Origin of the sequence: Pseudotabrizicola sp. (genome assembly GCF_030656345.1) — a bacterium.
Classification (GTDB): Bacteria; Pseudomonadota; Alphaproteobacteria; order Rhodobacterales; family Rhodobacteraceae; genus Pseudotabrizicola.
Window position 1 is genome coordinate 115,480 of sequence record NZ_JAUSNR010000006.1, and the last position, 20,123, is coordinate 135,602.

At 63.3% G+C, this 20,123-nt stretch carries 18 protein-coding genes; 14 read left to right on the plus strand and 4 right to left on the minus strand.

Going from position 1 to position 20,123, the window contains the following annotated elements; all coding sequences use genetic code 11:
- Positions 1 to 37 precede the first annotated feature (37 nt).
- From nuoK to Q7J44_RS02530, 7 genes are all read left to right on the plus strand, one after another.
- The gene (gene nuoK, locus Q7J44_RS02500; protein ID WP_103333769.1) at positions 38 to 343 is read left to right on the plus strand and encodes an NADH-quinone oxidoreductase subunit NuoK; all 306 of its coding nucleotides are present in this window, start codon (positions 38 to 40) and stop codon (positions 341 to 343) included.
- Between the two features lie 4 nt (positions 344 to 347).
- Positions 348 to 2,546 (plus strand): NADH-quinone oxidoreductase subunit L, encoded by a 2,199-nt coding sequence (gene nuoL / locus Q7J44_RS02505; RefSeq protein WP_304876673.1) that lies wholly within the window; start codon positions 348 to 350, stop codon positions 2,544 to 2,546.
- Between the two features lie 18 nt (positions 2,547 to 2,564).
- Positions 2,565 to 4,103 (plus strand): NADH-quinone oxidoreductase subunit M, encoded by a 1,539-nt coding sequence (locus tag Q7J44_RS02510; protein ID WP_304876675.1) that lies wholly within the window; start codon positions 2,565 to 2,567, stop codon positions 4,101 to 4,103.
- A 13-nt stretch (positions 4,104 to 4,116) separates the two neighbouring features.
- Complete coding sequence (gene nuoN, locus Q7J44_RS02515; protein ID WP_304876677.1) at positions 4,117 to 5,553, plus strand: NADH-quinone oxidoreductase subunit NuoN; 1,437 nt, start codon at positions 4,117 to 4,119, stop codon at positions 5,551 to 5,553.
- 1 nt (position 5,554) lies between these two features.
- Complete coding sequence (locus Q7J44_RS02520; RefSeq protein ID WP_304876679.1) at positions 5,555 to 6,313, plus strand: biotin--[acetyl-CoA-carboxylase] ligase; 759 nt, start codon at positions 5,555 to 5,557, stop codon at positions 6,311 to 6,313.
- 103 nt (positions 6,314 to 6,416) lie between these two features.
- Positions 6,417 to 7,196 carry a type III pantothenate kinase gene (locus Q7J44_RS02525; protein WP_304876680.1) on the plus strand — a complete coding sequence of 260 codons (780 nt, stop codon included), beginning with the start codon at positions 6,417 to 6,419 and terminating at the stop codon, positions 7,194 to 7,196.
- Positions 7,187 to 8,863, plus strand: coding sequence for a ribonuclease J (locus tag Q7J44_RS02530; RefSeq protein ID WP_304876682.1), 1,677 nt, complete (start codon positions 7,187 to 7,189; stop codon positions 8,861 to 8,863). Before Q7J44_RS02525 ends, Q7J44_RS02530 begins: the two co-directional genes overlap by 10 nt.
- 101 nt (positions 8,864 to 8,964) lie before the next feature.
- Here Q7J44_RS02530 and Q7J44_RS02535 read toward each other — a convergent pair whose 3' ends face one another.
- Positions 8,965 to 10,605: a DEAD/DEAH box helicase gene (locus Q7J44_RS02535; protein ID WP_304876684.1), complete on the minus strand. Its 1,641-nt coding sequence runs from the start codon at positions 10,603 to 10,605 to the stop codon at positions 8,965 to 8,967.
- 262 nt (positions 10,606 to 10,867) lie between these two features.
- On the opposite strand from Q7J44_RS02535, the gene Q7J44_RS02540 reads away from it, so the two are divergent.
- A complete protein-coding gene (locus tag Q7J44_RS02540) occupies positions 10,868 to 11,704 on the plus strand; it encodes a transglutaminase family protein (RefSeq protein WP_304876686.1) in 837 nt (278 codons plus the stop codon).
- A gap of 33 nt (positions 11,705 to 11,737) precedes the next feature.
- On the opposite strand, the gene Q7J44_RS02545 is transcribed toward Q7J44_RS02540, so the two are convergent.
- A complete protein-coding gene (locus Q7J44_RS02545; protein WP_304876688.1) occupies positions 11,738 to 13,336 on the minus strand; it encodes a peptide chain release factor 3 in 1,599 nt (532 codons plus the stop codon).
- 59 nt (positions 13,337 to 13,395) lie between these two features.
- Positions 13,396 to 14,415: a Hint domain-containing protein gene (locus Q7J44_RS02550; protein ID WP_304876690.1), complete on the minus strand. Its 1,020-nt coding sequence runs from the start codon at positions 14,413 to 14,415 to the stop codon at positions 13,396 to 13,398.
- Between the two features lie 131 nt (positions 14,416 to 14,546).
- On the opposite strand from Q7J44_RS02550, the gene Q7J44_RS02555 reads away from it, so the two are divergent.
- Together Q7J44_RS02555 and Q7J44_RS02560 are read left to right on the plus strand one after the other, a co-directional pair.
- Positions 14,547 to 15,326 carry an SDR family oxidoreductase gene (locus Q7J44_RS02555; RefSeq protein ID WP_304876692.1) on the plus strand — a complete coding sequence of 260 codons (780 nt, stop codon included), beginning with the start codon at positions 14,547 to 14,549 and terminating at the stop codon, positions 15,324 to 15,326.
- Between the two features lie 191 nt (positions 15,327 to 15,517).
- Positions 15,518 to 16,615 carry an ABC transporter ATP-binding protein gene (locus tag Q7J44_RS02560; protein WP_304876694.1) on the plus strand — a complete coding sequence of 366 codons (1,098 nt, stop codon included), beginning with the start codon at positions 15,518 to 15,520 and terminating at the stop codon, positions 16,613 to 16,615.
- Positions 16,616 to 16,621: 6 nt separating this feature from the next.
- Here the strand turns inward: Q7J44_RS02560 and Q7J44_RS02565 are convergent, their stop codons facing one another.
- Complete coding sequence (locus Q7J44_RS02565) at positions 16,622 to 17,296, minus strand: YafY family protein (protein WP_304876696.1); 675 nt, start codon at positions 17,294 to 17,296, stop codon at positions 16,622 to 16,624.
- 189 nt (positions 17,297 to 17,485) lie between these two features.
- Here Q7J44_RS02565 and tatA point away from each other — a divergent pair, with 189 nt between their 5' ends.
- The 4 genes from tatA to Q7J44_RS02585 are packed head-to-tail and all read left to right on the plus strand — an operon-like array spanning position 17,486 to position 20,119.
- Positions 17,486 to 17,701: a twin-arginine translocase TatA/TatE family subunit gene (gene tatA, locus Q7J44_RS02570; RefSeq protein WP_304876698.1), complete on the plus strand. Its 216-nt coding sequence runs from the start codon at positions 17,486 to 17,488 to the stop codon at positions 17,699 to 17,701.
- A 53-nt stretch (positions 17,702 to 17,754) separates the two neighbouring features.
- Positions 17,755 to 18,369 (plus strand): Sec-independent protein translocase protein TatB, encoded by a 615-nt coding sequence (gene tatB, locus Q7J44_RS02575; protein ID WP_304876700.1) that lies wholly within the window; start codon positions 17,755 to 17,757, stop codon positions 18,367 to 18,369.
- Complete coding sequence (locus tag Q7J44_RS02580; RefSeq protein ID WP_304876702.1) at positions 18,366 to 19,283, plus strand: twin-arginine translocase subunit TatC; 918 nt, start codon at positions 18,366 to 18,368, stop codon at positions 19,281 to 19,283. Before tatB ends, Q7J44_RS02580 begins: the two co-directional genes overlap by 4 nt.
- Complete coding sequence (locus tag Q7J44_RS02585; protein ID WP_304876704.1) at positions 19,280 to 20,119, plus strand: ATP-binding protein; 840 nt, start codon at positions 19,280 to 19,282, stop codon at positions 20,117 to 20,119. The genes Q7J44_RS02580 and Q7J44_RS02585 overlap by 4 nt, the downstream gene beginning before the upstream one ends.
- The last annotated feature ends 4 nt before the right edge of the window (positions 20,120 to 20,123 follow it).

Here is a 20,123-nt window from a genome sequence, read left to right on the forward strand (position 1 = left end):
AAAGACAAACGGGGCAAACACCCGGAGGGACTAGGATATGGTTGGTCTGGAACATTACCTGACAGTCGCGGCGGCACTGTTCGTCATCGGCATTTTCGGCATCTTCCTCAACCGGAAGAATGTGATCGTCATCCTGATGTCGATTGAATTGATGCTGCTGGCGGTGAACATCAACATGGTCGCGTTTTCAAGCCATCTGGGCGATCTGGTGGGGCAGGTGTTCACCATGTTCATCCTGACCGTGGCGGCGGCAGAGGCGGCGATTGGCCTTGCCATTCTGGTGGTGTTCTTCCGCAACCGTGGAACGATCGACGTCGAAGACGTCAACGTGATGAAAGGCTGACCCCATGGCAACGATCATCCTTCTTGCGCCGCTGGTCGGCGCGCTGATCTGCGGCTTTGGCTGGCGCATCATCGGCGAACGGGCCGGGCAGATCATCACCACCGCACTGGTGTTTCTGGCGGCGTTTCTGTCCTGGATCATCTTTCTGACCTTCGACGGCGAGATGTACCGCGTGGTGCTGCTGCGCTGGATCGAAAGCGGCAGCCTTGGCAGCGAATGGGCGATCCGCATCGACCGGCTGACGGCGATCATGCTGGTGGTGGTGAATTCGGTTTCGGCTTTGGTGCACCTCTATTCCTTTGGCTACATGGCGCATGACGACAACTGGACCGACCGGGAGCATTACCGGGCGCGGTTCTTTGCATACCTGTCGTTCTTTACCTTTGCCATGCTGATGCTGGTCACCTCTGACAACCTTGTGCAGATGTTCTTTGGCTGGGAAGGGGTGGGCGTCGCGTCTTACCTGCTGATCGGGTTCTACTACAAAAAGCCCTCCGCCAATGCCGCCGCCATCAAGGCCTTTGTGGTCAACCGGGTGGGCGATTTCGGCTTTGCCCTTGGCATCATGGCGCTGTTTTTCCTGACCGACTCGATCCGGTTTGACGAGGTGTTTGCCGCAGCCCCCGCGCTGGCCGAGACCAATATCCGCTTCCTGTGGACCGACTGGAATGCCGCCAACCTGATCGGGGTCTTGTTGTTCATCGGCGCGATGGGGAAATCGGCGCAGCTTGGCCTGCACACCTGGCTGCCTGACGCGATGGAAGGCCCGACCCCGGTGTCGGCGCTGATCCATGCGGCAACGATGGTGACGGCGGGGGTGTTTCTGGTCTGCCGCATGTCGCCGCTGTATGAATATGCGCCGTCGGCAATGGTGATGATCACGGTTCTGGGCGCTGCGACCGCCTTTGTCGCGGCGACCATTGGGCTGGTGCAGAACGACATCAAGCGCGTGATCGCCTATTCGACGATGTCGCAGCTGGGCTACATGTTCGTGGCCGCCGGGGTGGGGGTGTATTCGGTGGCGATGTTCCACCTGTTCACCCACGCTTTCTTCAAGGCGATGCTGTTTCTGGGGGCGGGGTCGGTGATCCATGCCACCCATCATGAACAGGATATGCGCAACTACGGCGGCTTGCGCAAAAAGATCCCCTATACCTTCTGGGCGATGCTGATCGGCACGCTGGCGATTACCGGCGTCGGCATCCCGCTGACTCATATCGGCTTTGCCGGCTTCCTGTCCAAGGATGCGGTGATTGAATCGGCCTTTGTCGGCAATCAGGGCGCGTTCTGGTTGCTGGTGGTCGCGGCGGGGATGACCAGTTTCTATTCCTGGCGCCTGATGTTCCTGACGTTTTTCGGCACCAACCGGGCCGGAACCGTGGGGCACGGCCATGGCCACGGCCATGACGACCACCATCATGAGCCGCACGAAAGCCCGATGGTCATGCTGATCCCGCTGGGGGTACTGGCGCTTGGGTCGGTCTTTGCGGGGATGATCTGGTACAGTGTGTTCTTTGGCGATGAGACCAAGGTGCGCAACTGGTTCGGCATGGAGGCCGCACATCACCAGACGGAAGAGCACGCCGCTGCCCCGGTCACGGGCGCTGCCGCCCCGGCCCCGGCAGACGGCGCTGTGGTTGCGACCGAGGCTGCACCGGCAGAAGCTGCTCCGGCAGAAGGCGCTGCGGTTGCGACAGAAACCGCCCCCGCCGACGTCGCCCCGGCAGAGGCCGCGCATATTGCCGCCGTGGCACCGAAAGGGGCCATCTTCATCGGACCGGACAACACGGTGCTGCACGATGCGCATTATGTGCCGGTCTGGGTCAAGGTCAGCCCGTTTGTCGCCATGGTGCTGGGCTTTGCGCTGTCCTGGCTGTTCTACATCAAAAACCCGTCGCTGCCCGGTCGTCTGGCGGCCAACCAGCGGCCGCTCTACCTGTTCCTGCTGAACAAATGGTACTTTGACGAACTGTATGACTGGACCATCGTGCGCCCGGCCAAATGGCTGGGGGGCTTCCTTTGGAAAAAGGGCGATGGTGCGGTGATTGACGGGACGATCAACGGCGTGGCGATGGGGCTGATCCCCATGCTGACCCGCCTCGCCGGTCGGGCGCAGTCCGGCTATGTGTTTCACTATGCCTTCGCCATGGTGCTCGGGGTTGTTGCCCTGATCACCTGGCTCACGCTGTCTGGCGCGCAGTAAGGGGGCGAAAGAGAACTTATGGACAACCTGCTTTCCATCATCACCTTCATCCCCGCGGTGGCCGCCATCATCATGGCGCTGTTCCTGCGCGGCGATGATCTTGCCGCCCAGAACAACGCCAAATGGCTGGCGCTGCTGGCCACGGCGGCCACCTTTCTGGTGTCGCTGTTCCTTCTCGCCGGGTTCGAACCGGCCAATACAAACATGCAGTTCGTCGAGGAATATGACTGGATTCTTGGCCTGCAATATAAAATGGGCGTCGATGGCATCTCTGTGCTGTTCGTGATGCTGACCACCTTCCTGATGCCGATCACCATCGCGTCGTGCTGGAACGTCGAGGTCCGCGTCAAGGAATACATGATCGCGTTTCTGATGCTGGAAACTCTGATGCTGGGCGTGTTCTGCGCGCTGGATCTGGTGCTGTTCTACCTGTTCTTCGAGGCCGGTCTGATCCCGATGTTCCTGATCATCGGGATCTGGGGCGGCAAGGAACGGATTTATGCCGCGTTCAAGTTCTTCCTCTATACCTTCCTCGGCTCGGTTCTGATGCTGGTGGCGATGATCGCGATGTATTGGGATGCGGGCACCACCGATATCCCGACACTGCTGACCCACAGCTTCACGTCTGACACCTTCAGCCTGTTCGGCATCCCCGTCATCGGCGGGTTGCAGACCATGCTGTTTCTGGCGTTCTTTGCCAGTTTCGCGGTGAAAATGCCGATGTGGCCGGTGCACACCTGGTTGCCCGATGCCCACGTGCAGGCCCCGACCGCCGGATCGGTGGTGCTGGCGGCGATCCTTTTGAAAATGGGCGGCTATGGCTTCCTGCGGTTCTCCTTGCCGATGTTTCCGGTGGGGTCGGATGTGATGGCCCCGCTGGTGCTGTGGATGTCGGCGATTGCCATCGTTTACACGTCCCTGGTGGCGCTGGCGCAGTCGGACATGAAAAAGCTGATCGCCTATTCGTCGGTGGCGCATATGGGCTATGTGACGATGGGGATCTTTGCCGCCAACCAGCAGGGCATTGATGGTGCGATTTTCCAGATGATCAGCCACGGCTTCATCTCGGGCGCGCTGTTTCTTTGCGTCGGCGTGATCTATGACCGGATGCACACCCGCGAGATTGACGCCTATGGCGGTCTGGTCAACAAGATGCCGGCCTATGCGATGATCTTCATGTTCTTCACCATGGCGAATGTCGGCCTGCCGGGCACCTCTGGTTTTGTCGGCGAATTCCTCGTGTTGGTCGGGATCTTTCAGGTCAACACCTGGGTTGCCGCCGTTGCCACCTCTGGCGTGATCCTGTCGGCGGCCTATGCGCTGTGGCTCTATCGCCGCGTGGTGATGGGCGAGCTGATCAAAGAGGCGCTCCGCTCGATCACCGACATGACCCGCCGCGAAAAGGCGATCTTTGCGCCGCTGGTGGTCATGACCCTGCTTCTGGGCATCTACCCGGCGCTGGTCACCGATATCATCGGCCCCAGCGTCACCGCCCTTGTGACCGATTATCAGGCCGCGATCCCCGCTTCGGGTGCATCGCAGCTTGCGCAGCATTGAAGGAGCGGGACGCATGACCGCAGTCGATTTCAACACGATCCTGCCAGAGTTCATTCTGGCGGCCTTCGCGCTTGGCGCGCTGATGTTCGGGGCTTACGGCGGCAAGGACAAGACCGCCGCCACGCTGGTCTGGGCCACATCCGGCCTGTTCATCGCGCTGGCGCTGTTCATCGGCTTTGGCACCACGGGCGAGCGGATCGCCTTTGGCGGCTTGTTCACCGATGACCCGTTCGGCCGCTTTGCCAAGGTGATCATCCTTGTCTCTGCCGCCTGCGTGATGCTGATGGCGCAGGACTACATGCAGCGCCGGGATCTCTTGCGGTTTGAATTCCCGATCCTTGTGACGCTGGCCGTCATCGGCATGATGGTGATGGTTTCGGCAGGCGATCTGATGACGCTGTACATGGGGCTGGAGCTGCAGTCGCTGTCGCTTTACGTCGTGGCCGCGATGCGGCGTGACAGCACCAAATCGTCCGAAGCCGGGCTGAAGTACTTCGTGCTTGGCGCGCTGTCCTCGGGCATGTTCCTGTATGGGGCCTCGCTGGCCTATGGCTTTGCCGGCACGACGCAATTCGCGGGCATCCTGTCCACGCTTGGGGGCGATACCCCTGCGGGCCTGACCATCGGTCTGGTGTTCATGCTGGCGGCCCTCGCCTTCAAGGTCTCGGCGGCACCCTTCCACATGTGGACGCCCGACGTGTATGAAGGCTCGCCCACCCCGATCACCGCATTTTTCGCCACCGCGCCCAAGGTCGCGGCGATGGCGCTGATCGCGCGGCTGGTGCATGACGCCTTTGGCGGCATTCCCGGCGAATGGTCGCAGGTGCTGGCGGCGCTGGCCGTGGTGTCGATGTTCCTCGGTGGCATTGCTGCCATCGGGCAGCGCGATATCAAGCGCCTGATGGCCTATTCCTCGATCGCTCACATGGGCTATGCGCTGGTTGGTCTGGCGGCGGGAACGGCTGCCGGGGTGCAGGCGATGCTGATCTACATGGCGATCTATGTCACCATGAACGTCGGCACCTTCGCCTTTATCCTGTCGATGGAACGCGATGGCCGCCCGATCACCGATATCCAGTCGCTGAACATGTTCTCGAAAAAGGAACCGCTCAAGGCGCTTGCGCTCTTGGTGCTGATGTTCAGCCTTGCGGGTGTGCCGCCGATGCTGGGCTTTTTCGGCAAGTTCTACGTGCTGAAGGCGGCAGTGGATGCAGGCATGGTCTGGCTGGCGATAGCGGGTGCGGTGGCCTCGGTCATCGGGGCGTTCTATTACCTGCGGATTGTGTTCTACATCTATTTCGGCAAAGAGGGCGAACCGGCAGACAGCGTCATGGCGCCGGTGCAATGGGTGATGATGATCGGCGTGGCGGCGATCATGGTTCTGGGCATCGTCAACCTGTTTGGGCTTGAGCCTGTCGCGGCGCTCGCCGCCGAAGCCCTCGTCCGGTAAGATGACCGGTAAGCACTGGCCTGCCGGCACCGGGCGCATCCTCCTGCCAGAGGTTGACAGCACCAATGCCGAAGGCTTCCGAAGGGCCCCGCAGCTTGCGGGGCCCGCATGGATAGTGGCGGCTACCCAGACCGCCGGACGGGGCCGCCGTGCCCGGCCCTGGTCCAGCCCGCGCGGCAACCTCTACGCCACCCATGTGATGCACAGCGCCGATGCGCCGCAATCCCTTGCCCTGCGCAGTTTTGTCGCTGCCCTTGCCCTCTATGATGCGCTGACCGCCGTGACCGGCACGCCGCAGGCGCTTGCGCTGAAATGGCCCAATGATGTGCTGCTGTCGGGCGGCAAGGTGGCAGGCATTCTGCTCGAATGCCAAGGCGCGAGGGGGCAGGGTGGTCAGACCCTCGCGATCGGCATCGGCGTCAACCTGATCGGCCACCCGGCACTGGCTGAGGTGGAGCCGGGTGCCACCCCCCCGGTTTCGGTCCTGCACGCATCCGGCCAGCGCATCACGCCCGAAGCCTTCCTCGACCAGCTCGCCCCCGCCTTCGCGCGGTGGGAGGCCACCTTCACCGCCCAAGGCTTCGCCCCGGTCCGCGCGGCCTGGCTGGCCTGCGCCGCCCGTCTGGGCGAACCGATCCGGGCGCGCACAGGCACCGACGTGCACCACGGCATCTTCGACAGCATTGACGCCGCCGGAAACCTGATCCTGCGCACCCCGCAGACCACGCTTGCCATCCCCGCCGCCGAAGTGTTCTTCTGACAGCGCGCGCCTTCATCTTGACTAAAATACTCCACGGGGGTCCGGGGGTGTGAAACCCCCGGTCCTGCCGCCTTTGCAAGACCAAACGCCCGGAACCACGCCCATGCTTCTCGCCATTGACTGCGGCAATACCAACACAGTGTTCTCCGTCTGGGATGGCACACAGTTCATCGCGACCTGGCGCATCGCGACCGATCACACCCGCACGGCGGATGAGTATTTCGTCTGGTTGTCGTCACTGATGGTCATGACCAAAACCGAAGCCACCATCACCGAGGCGATCATCTCCTCGACCGTGCCGCGCGTGGTGTTCAACCTGCGGGTGCTGTGTGACCGTTATTTCGGGTGCCGTCCGCTGGTGGTGGGCAAGCCTGAATGCCGCCTGCCGGTGCCGCCGCGTGTCGATCAGGGCACCACAGTCGGCCCCGACCGGCTGGTCAACACCGCAGGTGCGCATGACCGGCATGGCGGCGATCTGATCGTGGTCGATTTCGGCACCGCGACGACCTTTGATGTGGTCGATACCGATGGGGCTTACGTCGGCGGTGTCATCGCGCCCGGCGTGAACCTCAGCCTTGAGGCGCTGCATATGGCCGCCGCCGCCCTGCCGCATATTGACGTGGCCAAACCGGCCAAAGCCATTGGCACGAATACGGTGGCCTGTATGCAATCCGGGGTGTATTGGGGGTATATCGGGCTGGTCGAAGGCATCGTGCGTGAAGTGCGCCGCGAACGCGACCGTCCCACCAAAGTTATCGCGACCGGGGGGCTTGCCTCCTTGTTCGCACAAGGCACCGATTTATTTCACATGATCGAGGATGATCTGACCATGCATGGCCTCGTCCTGATCCACGACTACAACAAGGAAACTGCATGTCTGTGAACCGTCTGATCTATCTTCCCCTCGGTGGCGCGGGTGAGATCGGGATGAACTGCTATGTCTATGGTTATGGCCCGGAAGGGCGCGAGCGTCTGATCGTTGTCGATCTTGGGGTCACCTTCCCCGATATGGATGGCAGCCCCGGTGTCGATCTGATCATGGCCGATATCTCCTGGCTTGAGGCGCGGGCCGACCGGGTCGACGGCATCTTCATCACCCACGCGCATGAAGACCACATCGGCGCACTCGGGTTGTTGTGGCCCAAGCTGAAATCCAAGGTCTATGCCCGCCGCTTCACCGCGACCATCGGCCGGCTGAAGCTGGATGAAATGGGCCTGCCGCTGGACATTATCACCACGGTCCAGCCGCGCCCCGCCGTGGTTCAGGCCGGCCCGTTCGAGGTTCAGTTCGTCCCGGTCAGCCATTCGATCCCCGAGGCGAGTGCGCTGGTGATCGACACGCCCGCCGGCCGCATCTTCCACTCCGCCGATTTCAAGATCGACCACAATCCGGTGGTGGGCGAACCCTGGGATGATGAAGCGATCAAGGCCATCGCCGAAGAGCGCCCGATCAAGGCGCTGATGTGCGATTCCACCAATGTGTTTTCCACCCATCCGGGCCGGTCGGAATCGACCCTTGGCACCGCGCTGCGCGAGCTGATCTCGTCGCGCGGCGGCATGGTGGTGGCGACAACCTTCGGGTCGAACGTCGCCCGGCTGAAAACGCTTGCCGAAGCGGCCCGCGCGTCGGACCGCTCGATCTGCGTGCTGGGCCGGTCGATGCGGCGGATGCTGTCGGCGTCGGAGGAAACCGGCGTGCTGACCGGCTTTCCGCGTCTGGTCTCGCCGGAAGAGGCGCTGGACATTCCGCGTGGCAACCTGATGCTGCTGGTCACCGGCAGCCAGGGCGAACGCCGCGCCGCGTCGGCCCAGCTGAGCCGTGGCAAGTATCTGGGATTGCAGATGAAAGAGGGGGATACCTTCCTGTTTTCGTCCAAGGTCATTCCCGGCAATGAACGCGGCGTGCTCAAGATCATGAACGCGTTTTCAGAGATGGGCGTCGATGTGGTCGATGACTCGGACGGTCTGTATCACGTTTCGGGCCACGCCAACCGCCCCGATCTGGAACATGTGCACCGCCTGCTGTTGCCCGACATGTTGATCCCGATGCATGGCGAACACCGCCACCTGCGCGAGCATGTCAAGATCGCGACCGCATCGGGGATCGCTGCGGAAGTCGCCACCAATGGCATGATGATGGACCTGACCGGCGAAACGCCCAAGGTCGTCGAATACATCGAGACCGGCCGGATCTATCTGGATGGCAATGTGCTGATCGGCGCGATGGATGGCGTGGTGCGCGACCGTATCCGCATGGCGCTGAACGGTCACGCGATGGTCACCGTCATTCTGGACGAATCGGACGAACCGCTGGGTGAGGCCTGGGTCGAATTGTCGGGCCTGCCCGCTGTTGGCCGCGGAGAGCGCAATCTGGCCGAAACGCTGGAGACCGATCTGTCGGCCTATCTCGAAACCGCCGGTGCCAAGGTTCTGCGCGACGACAACAAGCTGGATGAAGCGCTGCGCCGGATCGTGCGTCAGGTGTCGATGGAAGAAATCGGCAAAAAGCCGGAAGTGACGGTCGTGGTCAGCCGGTTGCAGGCCGAATAGGCCCGCACCGCCCGGCACTGCAAAGGAAAAGGCCCTGCATCGCTGCAGGGCCTTTGGCATTGGGGGATCTGATTTTTCGCAGAAAAATCGTGCGGGCACACTCAGCCATCGGTGCCGGTGGCTGGCTCATCTTCGGTATCATCCGCCGTAACAGCGGTGATCTTGAAGCTGCGCAGGATGAAATCGGGCACATGATCGCCCATGCCCACCACCGAATGATCGCGGCGGTCACGCCCGCCATCGCGACGGTCGTCACGACGATCATCGCGGCGGTCACGTGAGGGCGGCGCATCATCCCGGCGGTCGCTGCGGCGATCTTCGCGCGGCGGCGCGTCACTGCGACGCTCTTCCCGCGCGGGGGCGTCATCGCGACGGTCCGACCGGCGCTCTTCACGGCGCGGGGTCGCCGGGGCCGGGGCTTCGGCCACCACGTCGACGATCACGGGTTGCGCAATCGGCTCCATGCTGGCGGGGGTGGCGGTCTCATCCCGCTTGGGCTTGCGGTTGCGGTCACGGTCGCGCGATTTGCCGCGCGGCTCGCCACGCGATTCGCGCGGTTTGTCCGAGGACGATTCGTCGAGGCCCGTCAGCGCCCCTTCGGGCACCACGCCACGCGGGATCGGCAGTTTGACCAGCGATTCGATGGCCGACAGGTATTTGTCGTCATTCGGCACCGCAATCGTATAGGCCTTGCCCAGACGCCCGGCCCGGCCTGTGCGGCCGATGCGGTGGACGTAATCTTCCGGGTGCGAGGGCACGTCGAAGTTGAACACATGGCTGACGGCCGGAATGTCCAGACCCCGCGCCGCAACATCAGACGCCACCAGCAGGTGCAACGACCCGTCGCGGAAGGCATCCAGCGTTTTCATCCGCTGCGACTGTTCCAGATCGCCGTGAATGGGCGCGGCGTTGAAACCATGCGCTTTCAGCGACTTGGCCACCACATCCACATCCATCTTGCGGTTGCAGAAGATGATCGCGTTGGTGCAGCTCTCGCCTTCGCCCTTGATCAGGCTGCGCAACACGGCGCGCTTTTCGGTAAAGCTGCGGTCGCGGCGGGTGGGGGTGAACTGGATCAGCGCCTGTTCGATGGTGGTCGAGGCCGAATTCTGCCGTTCCACCTGCACCCGGGCCGGGTTGGTCAGGAAGGTGTTGGTGATCCGTTCAATTTCAGGTGCCATGGTGGCACTGAAGAACAGGGTCTGGCGGCTGAACGGGGTCAGCTGGAAAATGCGTTCGATATCAGGGATAAAGCCCATATCCAGCATCCGGTCGGCTTCATCCACCACCATGATTTCCACGCCTGTCAGCAGCAGCTTGCCACGCTCGAAATGGTCGAGCAACCGGCCCGGCGTGGCGATCAGCACATCGACGCCACGGTCGATCAGCTTATCCTGTTCACCAAACGACACGCCGCCGATCAAGAGCGCCTTGGTCAGCTTGGTGTGCTTGGCATAGGTGTCGAAGTTTTCCGCCACCTGGGCTGCCAACTCGCGCGTCGGGCACAGCACCAGCGAACGCGGCATCCGCGCGCGGGCGCGGCCACGGCCAAGCCGGGTGATCATCGGCAGCGTAAAGCTGGCGGTTTTCCCGGTGCCGGTCTGGGCAATGCCCAACACGTCGCGCCCTTCAAGCGCGAAGGGGATCGCCTGTTCCTGAATGGGGGTGGGGGTTTCATAGCCGGTGTCGATAACGGCTTGCAGAACGCGCGGGTCAAGCGCGAGGTCGGAGAATTTCAGCATCAGCGTCCTTTGGATGTGGGATCGGCCCACAAAACATGAAAAGGGACGCATGCAATCCGGCGCCCCGGCAATGGCCCGCCGTATACGAGCTTGTCACCGCTTATCGCAATTCGCGCCAAACGTCAATGTGGCGGTTTTTAAGGCACCTGACGCAACCAAATCCCTGCCAAAGCGTTAAAGCCTTACGCGCGACTAGGGTCGGTCGTACCCGCATGCTACGTTGATCCGCGCCATGGGCGCAATGCCGATTGAAAGGGCCTTTATGCTGATCCGTTATGGTTATGATTTCACCCTGTTGTGCGCGCAGGAGACTCCGGTCGTCACCATGGTCAGCGCCCGCACCGAGCGGAAAGGCGACATGCTGCGCCCCGAAGTGCATACCCGCTTTCCTGATGTGCCGGAAGAAATCTACACCGACAGTTTCGGCAATATCTGCCGCCGCTTCAATGCGCCCGCCGGTGAGATCCGGTTGCAGGGCGAAGGCCTGATGCGCGACAGCGGCGATCTGGACCCGGTGACCCCCGATGCGCAGGAACATCCGGTTTCCGATCTGCCGGATGAGGCGCTGATGTATCTTTTGTCCTCGCGCTATTGCGAAGTGGACCGGATGAGCCAGCTCGCCTGGGACATGTTCGGCCATCTGGCCCCGGGCTGGGGCAAGGTGCAGGCGATCTGCGATTATGTGCACGGCCATATCCGCTTCAATTATCAGGACGCCCGCAACACCCGCAGCGCCTATGACGCCTGGCAGGAAGGCCGCGGCGTCTGCCGCGATTTCGCGCATCTGGCCATTACGCTGTGCCGTTGCATGAACATTCCGGCGCGCTATGTGAACGGTCAGCTTGGGGATTTCGGCATCCCCTTCACCACCGACCCGATGGATTATGCCGCGTGGATGGAGGTGTATCTGGGCGGGGCCTGGCACACCTTTGATCCGCGCAACAACAAGCGCCGGATCGGCCGCATCGTCATCGCCTACGGGCGCGATGCCGTGGATGTGCCGATGATCACCTCGTTCGGGCCGCATTCGCTGCAATCGTTCCGGGTGATCACCGATGAGGTGGATGAGGACGGCAAGGTCATCAAGGCCCCCCGCTAGCGGCCACGGCGGGGGCGCAGTCGCCCCCGCAGGTTACACCATCATTTCCTTGGTCGCGGTCAGCCGCAGCTCCGGGTAATCGCGCACCACGCGGTCGATGTCCCATTGCAGCCGGGTCAGGAACACCACGTCGCCATCGTGATCGGTGGCCATGTGCTGTTTGTTGATGTTGGTCATCCGTTCAACCTCGGCCTTCGGACCCTGCACCCAGCGGGCGGAGGAAAACTGGCTGCCCTCAAACCGCACGGGCAGCGAGTATTCCGCCTCGATCCGGCTGGCCAGTACGTCGAATTGCAAGGCACCGACCACGCCGACGATGAAGCCTGACCCGATCATCGGCTTGAACACCTTGGCGGCACCCTCTTCGGCGAATTGCATCAGCGCCTTTTCCAGGTGCTTGGCTTTCATCGGATCGCCCGCGCGCACGCCTTGCAGCAGTTCGGGCGCAAAAGACGGGATGCCGGTAAAGCGCAGCGCCTCGCCTTCGGTCAGTGCATCGCCGATGCGCAGCTGGCCGTGGTTCGGGATGCCGATGATGTCGCCGGCCCAAGCCTCTTCGGCCAGTTCACGGTCGGCCGCGAGGAACATCACCGGGTTGGCGATGGCCATCTGTTTCTTGCTGCGCACATGGGTCAGCTTCATGCCACGCTCAAAATGGCCGGAGGCGAGGCGCACAAAGGCCACGCGGTCGCGGTGCTTGGGGTCCATGTTGGCCTGCACCTTGAACACCACGCCGGTGACGGCGGACTCCTCGGGCGCAACCTTGCGGGTGGCGGTCGGTTGCGGCTGCGGTTCCGGCCCGAATTTTCCGATGCCGTCCATCAGCTCTTTCACGCCAAAGGAATTGATCGCCGATCCGAACCAGATCGGCGTCATCGACCCGTTCAGCAGCGCCTCGCGGTCAAAGGCGGGCAGCAGGGCCTTGGCCATCTCCAGCTCTTCGCGCAGCTTTGCAAGCGCTTCGGCGGGCACGTGCTGCGCCAGCAGCGGGTCGTCCAAGCCATTGATCTGAATGGTTTCCGCCACCCGGTTGCGGTCGGCGCGGTCCATCAGTTCCAGCCGGTCGTTCAGAATATCATAGCAGCCCAGAAAGTCGCGCCCCGACCCGATGGGCCAGCTGGCGGGGGACACGTCAATCGCCAGATTTTCCTGAATCTCGTCGATGATCTCAAACGTGTCGCGCGCTTCCCGGTCCATCTTGTTGCAAAAGGTCAGGATCGGCAGATCGCGCAACCGGCAGACCTCAAACAGCTTGCGGGTCTGGCTTTCCACGCCCTTGGCCCCATCGATCACCATCACGGCGGCATCGACAGCGGTCAGCGTGCGGTAGGTGTCTTCGGAGAAATCCGAGTGGCCGGGAGTGTCGACCAGATTGAAACGGAATTCGCGGAAATCGAACGACATCGCGGAGGCGGAAACCGAAATCCCGCGTTCCTGCTCCATCTTGATGAAGTCAGACCGTGTGCGCCGCGCCTCACCCTTGGCGCGGACCTGTCCGGCCATCTGGATGGCGCCGCCGAACAGCAGGAATTTCTCGGTCAGCGTGGTTTTGCCGGCATCGGGGTGGGCGATGATGGCGAATGTGCGCCTGCGGGCGATCTCGGGCGGAAGGGAGGGGCGATTGTTCAACATGGGCCAGCGTTTATCGCAAAGCGGATCGCCCGTCCATTGCCTGCGAGGGCAGGGGGTGCCTACTTGTCCTCGCCCCCCCGGCGGCGCGGGGAATAGAGCGCCGCACGCCCCACCTCATCCAGAAACTGTCGGCTGGCTTCGGTGCCGAAATGCTGCACCTGTGCCAGGCCGGGGAAACGCGCCTTTACATCCTCGGCCATGCCTTCGGGCAGGCGCGACAGGGTGGCATCATTGACCATCAGGCTTTCAGCCGGGACACCTTCGGCATAGATGATCTCGTGCTGATCAAACACCAGCGAGTAGTAATCGACAAAGCCGCCCGCGCGCTGAAACACCCGTTCATCATCGACCAGATGCCGGGCCTGCACCAGAAGCTCCGAGGTTTGCAGCCCCGCCCGCCGCTGGCGCTGATAGAGGAAAATGCGGTGATGCGGGCTGACGATCAGATCGCCCGCATTGCCAAGCGTGCCCGAGGTGATCACCACCGGCGCAAAGGCCCCCTGCGCCCGCAGCGTGGCCTTGCCCAACCAGCGCAAGGGCTGCGGGCCATGGTCGCGGGTCAGCACCTTGTCACCGGCGCACAAAGCCTCAATCGGTTGCTGGCGGCCATCGGCAAGGGTGATCATGGTGCCGCGCGCAAAGGACACGCAGAGCAGGTCAGCCAGCCGCGCCGCCTGCGGAGCCGCGTCGATGGCGACCAGCGTGTAATCGGCGGCGGCAGACATCGGCGACATCGGCAGCACCACAGCGGCCCCGCTGTCCAGTCGCATCAGCAAAAGGTCGATCCTGTCGCCATCGGGGGCGATCAGGGTATAGCGCGCCTCCAGCAGCACCCCTTCGCCGGGCTGGCCGATCTGGCTGCCGGGGGCGACGCGTTGGCCGCCTGTCGCATGTGACAGGATCAACCGCAGCGGCTGTGCCTCGGATTCGAGCGCGTAGATATCGCCTTCACACACGTCTTGCGGCCCGGCCAGACCGTCGCCACTGTTCACCCCGTGAATCACATAGACGCAATCAGAGGCAAACACCTGACAGGCATGGCCGGGAAGCGGGGATGCGGGCGGGGAATCGGGGGTCATGCGTGATCTGTCCGTTGTGCCGTTCGGTGGCTGCCCCCACAGGCCACGGCCCTTGGCTTAACGTGATGCCCCCCTTGCGTCAACGCGTCACCGGCTGTTAGGCAATGGGGGAACATGCAAAGGGGGCGGATATGGATCTGGGGATCAAGGGCAAACGGGCGCTGGTCTGTGCAGGGTCAAAGGGTCTGGGGCGTGGCTGCGCCGAGGCTTTGGCCGCCGCCGGGGTCGATCTGATCTTGAACGCGCGCGGGGCTGAGGCGCTGGAGGCGACGGCGGCTGCGATCCGCGACGCCTACGGCGTCAGTGTCGTGACCGTTGCCGCCGATATCACCAGCGACGCGGGCCGCGCGCAGGTGCTGGCGGCGGCGGGGGCGGTTGATATTCTGGTCACCAACGCAGGAGGCCCGCCGCCGGGTGTGTGGAGCGACTGGACCCGGGATGATTTCATCAAGGCGCTGGACGCCAATATGCTGACTCCGATTGCGCTGATGACAGCCCTGTTGCCGGGGATGATCGAGGCGGGCTGGGGCAGGGTGATCAACATCACCAGCCAGTCGGTCAAGGCCCCGATTTCGCAACTGGGCCTGTCGAATGCCGCCCGCACCGGGCTGACCGGCTATGTCGCGGGCACCGCGCGGCAGGTCGCCCCGCAGGGGGTGACGATCAACAACCTGCTGCCGGGCATCCATGACACCGACCGCGCGGCGGCACTGGATGGCGGCGTGATGAAGGCCGAAGGGATTTCGGCGGATGAGGCGCGGGCGCGGCGCGCGGCCACCATTCCGGCGCGCCGCTATGGCACCGCTGCCGAATTTGGCGCGGCTTGTGCGTTTTTGTGCTCGGTTCACGCAGGCTTCATCGTCGGGCAGAACATCCTGCTGGACGGTGGCGCCACCAATGCCACGATCTGAGCTTGGGGGCGGGCCTGATCTGAAGGAGCGCGCAAGCGCGCGCGGTTTTTATCTCGTCGCGCGGCTGCGCCGCGTCTCCTCGGCGAAGGGCCTCCGGCGGGGATATTTAGAAACAGGTGATTGGCAGGGGCGGGACTTGTCTGAGGGCAGGCGGGCTGTTAGGGGAAGTTGACGGAAACGCTAGGATACCCATGCAGCCCCCAGAGTCCCGCTTGACTGAGCCCCGCCTTGTTGTGGATCACCTCAGCCGGTCTTTTGCGGGCCGGGCGGTGGTGGATCAGGTCAGCCTAGAGGTGGCCGCCGGGCAGGTGACCTGTCTTCTGGGCCCGTCGGGTTGCGGCAAATCCACCACGCTGCGGATGATTGCCGGGGTCGACCGGGTGGACGCCGGGCGCATCCTGATTGACGGGGCAGAGGTGGCGGGGCCGGGGCGGCATGTGCCGCCCGAGCATCGGTCTGTCGGGCTGATGTTTCAAGATTTCGCGCTGTTCCCGCATCTGACGGTGAATGATAATATTGCCTTTGGCCTGAAAGGCGACCGCGCCGCGCGACAGCGCCGGGTGGATGAATTGCTGGAGCGGGTAAATCTGAGCGGCTTTGGCAAAAAGCATCCGCATGAACTGTCGGGCGGCGAGCAGCAGCGGGTGGCCCTCGCGCGTGCCCTTGCGCCGCGCCCCCGCGTCATGCTGATGGATGAGCCGTTTTCCGGGCTCGACAACCGGTTGCGCGACGGCATCCGCGACACCACGCTGGACATTCTGAAGGATGAGGGCACCGCCGTGGTGCTGGTGACGCATGAGCCGGATGAGGCGATGCGGATGGCCGATGAGATTGCGCTGATGCGCGGCGGGCGGATCATGCAAAGCGGCGCGCCCTATAACATCTACAACACTCCGGTGGACAAGGCGGCGGCGGCGTTTTTCAGCGATATCAATGTGATCCGTGGTATCTCGCGCGGGGCGCTGACCGAAACGCCGTTCGGGGCGTTTCTGACGCCGGGTCAGGCGGATGGCGCGGCGGTGGATATCGTGATCCGGCCGCAGCATCTGAAGATCGACTTTGACCGCGCCGGGCGCGGCCCCAATCCGACCCCGCTGGAAGGCACGCCCGCCAGCGGCACCGTGATCCGCGCCCGCTATCTGGGCCGCGAAAGTCTGGTGGAATTCCGCATGGCCTTTGACGGATCGACCCTGACGGCAAGTGTACCCGGGGTGTTTCTGCCCAAACCCGGCACACTTCTGTGGCTGATGATCCGGCGCGACCGCTGTTTCGTGTTTCCGGCGAAATAGCGCGCGTCAACCGTCTGCCATCAGCCTGCGGTAATCGGCAAGGCTGCGGCCCGGCGCATCGGCAAAGATCTCTCCGGTTTCGGCAAGCGCCATGATCCGGTCGACGCGAAAGCTGCGAAAGCCATTGCGCTGGTCGCACCATGCCGCCAGCGACCACACCCGCCCGGTCAGATCCAGCGCCAGTGGGCGGATGTCGCGATGGGTTTCGCGCCCCTGCGGGTCAATATAGGTCAGCGTCAGGCGCTGCCGCGCCTTGATGGCGCGGCGCAGCAGGGGCACATGCGCAGGGGCGCGGTTGGCCTCTTTGCCGGTGAACATGAACAGATCGTCATCCTCCGCCTCGGGCGGGGCGGGGGTGACGCTGGCGATCTTGGTGGCCAGCATCCGTGCGGCCCGCGCCAGTGCCGGATCGGCCCCGTCCGCCACCATCCGCACCCCGGCGCGCAAGGCATCCAGTTCGGCTCCGGTCAGGATCATCGGCGGCAGGGTGATAGGGGCGCGCAGGATGTAGCCCACGCCACGTTCGCCCTCGACCGGCAGGCCGGAGGCCATCAGCGTTGCCATGTCGCGCCAGATCGTGCGCACCGAGACGCCTAAGCTTTCCGCCATCTCGCCCGCGCGGTGCAGCCGTCCGTCGCGCAGAATCTGGATCAGGTCGAACAGGCGGTCGGTGCGGCGCATGGCGGGTTCCTCGCGTGGAAGCTTGGGGAAGACTTGGGGGGGAGGCAACTGACATATAGCTGTCAGGTATCTGCAGGCAAAGCCCCCTGTGGCCATGCGTTTCGGGCTAGGAACATGCGCGGCGCAAGAGTAGTGAGGATACAGGCGACAGCGGGCGACATGCCGCACCGCGCAGCAGGAGGATTTGACATGCTGAACAACATCGGCCTTCCCGGCCTTCTTCTTATCGCGGTGGTGGTGCTGGTCCTGTTCGGGCGCGGCAAGATCTCGTCCTTGATGGGTGAGGTCGGCAAGGGCATCACCGCCTTCAAGAAAGGTGTGAAGGACAGCTCGGAAGAGATTGAAAACGCATCGACAACGCCGGTGCGCGACGTGACGCCAGAGGCGGAAAAAGACAAGGTCTGAACCAACCGTCCGGCCAAAGCGGACCGGTCTGACCCAAAAGGAAGCCTTGCGCCATGTTAGACCTCGGCATGTCCGAACTGCTTGTCATCGGGATCGTTGCGCTGATCGTGATCGGCCCAAAGGATCTTCCCGGGCTGTTCCGCAGTCTTGGCCAGTTCACCGGCAAGATGCGCGGCATGGCCCGCGAATTTTCGCGCGCGATGGAAGCGGCGGCGGATGAATCCGGGGTCAAGGATGTGGCGCGCGATCTGAAATCCGCCACCTCGGCCAAGTCGATGGGGCTGGAGGCGGTGAAGGATGCGGCCTCGAAATTCGAAAAATGGGACCCGCTGAAGAATGCCGCCCGCCCGTCTGTGGTGACCCCGAAACCCGATCTGCAACCCGATCCGCAGGCAGCCCCACCGGCCACTGCTGCCCCGGCCCCGGCCATGGGGCCAGAGACCCAAGCGCTGGTGGCAGCCAAGGCAGAGCGCCATGCCATCGTGCAGGAGGCGACGGAAAAGCTGAAGAAGGCCGCAAAGCCTGCACCTGACAAGCCCGCACCTGCAAAGCCAGTGGTTGCCAAGCAAGTGGTTGCCAAGCCGGCATCTGCCACGCCCGCCCCGGCCAAAAAGCCCCGTGCGCCGCGCAAACCGAAATCTGATCAGACCCCCAAGGCCGCAGGATGACAAAGTCAGACGAGATCGACGACAGCGCGGCCCCCCTGATCGAGCATCTGGCCGAACTGCGCAACCGCCTGATCTGGGCGGTGTCCGCCTTCATCGTGGCGATGGTCCTGTGCTTTCTGGTGGCCGAGCCGATCCTGAGCTTCCTGCTGCGCCCGATCGAAGAGGCGATGCGGGCCTTGGGCAACCCCAACCCGATCATGCAGTATACCGCCCCGCAGGAGTATTTCTTTACCCTGATCCACATTTCGGTGGTGGCGGGGCTGGCGCTGTCTTTCCCGGTCATCGCCTATCAGCTTTGGCGCTTTGTGGCGCCGGGTCTGTACCGCAATGAAAAGAACGCGTTCCTGCCGTTCCTGATCGCCTCGCCGGTGTTGTTCATTCTTGGGGCGCTGTTTTCGCATTACATCGTGACGCCGCTGGCGATGAGCTTCTTTCTGGGCTTTGCCGATGCCACCTCGGTGGTGTCGGTGCTGCTGCCGGCGGTGTCAGATGCCCCGATTGCCGGCGCGCCGGTGGCCACCCCGCTGACCGAAGCGGTGCGAAGCCAGGGCATCGACATCGTGTTTCAGGGCAAGGTCAATGAAACGCTGGATATTTCGCTGAAGCTGATCATCGCCTTTGGTCTGTGCTTTCAGTTGCCGGTGCTGCTGACCCTGATGGGCAAGGCCGGGCTGGTGTCTGCCGCCGGTCTGGCCAGCACGCGCAAATATGCGGTGGTGATGATCCTGCTGACGGCCGCACTGGTGACGCCACCCGATATCATGAGCCAGCTGATCCTGTTTCTGGCCGTCTATCCGCTCTACGAGGTGTCGATCTTCCTGATCCGCCGGATCGAGAAAAAGCGTGAGGCCGAGCTGCGCGCCCAAGGGCTGTGGGAAGACCCCGAGGCGGAAGAGGAAGACCACAAGGCATGACGACCGATACGCTCTCCCGCATCGCCGCCGCGTTGGAGCGGCTGGCCCCGGCCCCGCAGCCCGCCCCGGATTTCACCGCCGCCGATGCCTTTGCATGGCATACCGATCCCGACCGGCTGGAGCCGGTGGCGCGGGTGGCCCGGGTCGATCTGTCACTGCTGATCGGGGTGAACCGCGCCCGCGACACGCTGCTGGAGAACACCCGCCATTTCGCGCGCGGCCTGCCCGCCAATAACGCGCTGTTGTGGGGCGCGCGCGGCATGGGGAAATCCTCGCTGGTCAAGGCGATCCATGCGACGGTGCGGGCCGAAGGGCTGCCGTTGAAAATCGTCGAACTCGCGCGCGAGGATCTGCCTTCGGTGCAGCGTCTGCTGGTGCTGCTGCGCGGATCTGACGCGCGCTTTATCCTGTTCTGCGACGACCTGTCGTTCAGCCATGATGACCAGCATTACAAATCGCTCAAAGCCGTGCTGGATGGTGGCATCGAGGGCCGGCCGGAAAACGTGCTGCTTTATGCCACTTCGAACCGCCGCCACCTGATGCCGCGCGACATGATCGAAAACGAACGCTCCACCGCGATTTCTCCGTCCGAGGCGGTAGAGGAAAAGGTCTCGCTGTCTGACCGCTTTGGCCTCTGGCTCGGGTTTCATCCCTGCTCTCAGGACGAGTACCTCGACATGATCCGGGGCTATTGCGCGGCTTACGGCGTCACCACCCCGGAAGACCGGCTACGGGCCGAGGCCATCGAATGGCAGGCCACGCGTGGCGCACGGTCTGGCCGGGTGGCGTGGCAGTTCTTCTGCGACCTCGCCGCGCGCGAAGGCGTCCGGTTGTAGCTGA

Coding starts and splice junctions, on each gene's coding strand:
- nuoN (WP_304876677.1), top strand. CDS start 4,117: ATGACCGCAGTCGATTTCAACACGATCCTGCCAGAGTTCATTCTGGCG.
- Q7J44_RS02550 (WP_304876690.1), bottom strand. CDS start 14,415: ATGACCCCCGATTCCCCGCCCGCATCCCCGCTTCCCGGCCATGCCTGT.
- nuoK (WP_103333769.1), top strand. CDS start 38: ATGGTTGGTCTGGAACATTACCTGACAGTCGCGGCGGCACTGTTCGTC.
- nuoL (WP_304876673.1), top strand. CDS start 348: ATGGCAACGATCATCCTTCTTGCGCCGCTGGTCGGCGCGCTGATCTGC.
- Q7J44_RS02555 (WP_304876692.1), top strand. CDS start 14,547: ATGGATCTGGGGATCAAGGGCAAACGGGCGCTGGTCTGTGCAGGGTCA.
- Q7J44_RS02510 (WP_304876675.1), top strand. CDS start 2,565: ATGGACAACCTGCTTTCCATCATCACCTTCATCCCCGCGGTGGCCGCC.
- Q7J44_RS02565 (WP_304876696.1), bottom strand. CDS start 17,296: ATGCGCCGCACCGACCGCCTGTTCGACCTGATCCAGATTCTGCGCGAC.
- Q7J44_RS02585 (WP_304876704.1), top strand. CDS start 19,280: ATGACGACCGATACGCTCTCCCGCATCGCCGCCGCGTTGGAGCGGCTG.
- Q7J44_RS02530 (WP_304876682.1), top strand. CDS start 7,187: ATGTCTGTGAACCGTCTGATCTATCTTCCCCTCGGTGGCGCGGGTGAG.
- Q7J44_RS02520 (WP_304876679.1), top strand. CDS start 5,555: ATGACCGGTAAGCACTGGCCTGCCGGCACCGGGCGCATCCTCCTGCCA.
- Q7J44_RS02525 (WP_304876680.1), top strand. CDS start 6,417: ATGCTTCTCGCCATTGACTGCGGCAATACCAACACAGTGTTCTCCGTC.
- Q7J44_RS02580 (WP_304876702.1), top strand. CDS start 18,366: ATGACAAAGTCAGACGAGATCGACGACAGCGCGGCCCCCCTGATCGAG.
- Q7J44_RS02535 (WP_304876684.1), bottom strand. CDS start 10,605: ATGCTGAAATTCTCCGACCTCGCGCTTGACCCGCGCGTTCTGCAAGCC.
- tatB (WP_304876700.1), top strand. CDS start 17,755: ATGTTAGACCTCGGCATGTCCGAACTGCTTGTCATCGGGATCGTTGCG.
- Q7J44_RS02540 (WP_304876686.1), top strand. CDS start 10,868: ATGCTGATCCGTTATGGTTATGATTTCACCCTGTTGTGCGCGCAGGAG.
- tatA (WP_304876698.1), top strand. CDS start 17,486: ATGCTGAACAACATCGGCCTTCCCGGCCTTCTTCTTATCGCGGTGGTG.
- Q7J44_RS02545 (WP_304876688.1), bottom strand. CDS start 13,336: ATGTTGAACAATCGCCCCTCCCTTCCGCCCGAGATCGCCCGCAGGCGC.
- Q7J44_RS02560 (WP_304876694.1), top strand. CDS start 15,518: ATGCAGCCCCCAGAGTCCCGCTTGACTGAGCCCCGCCTTGTTGTGGAT.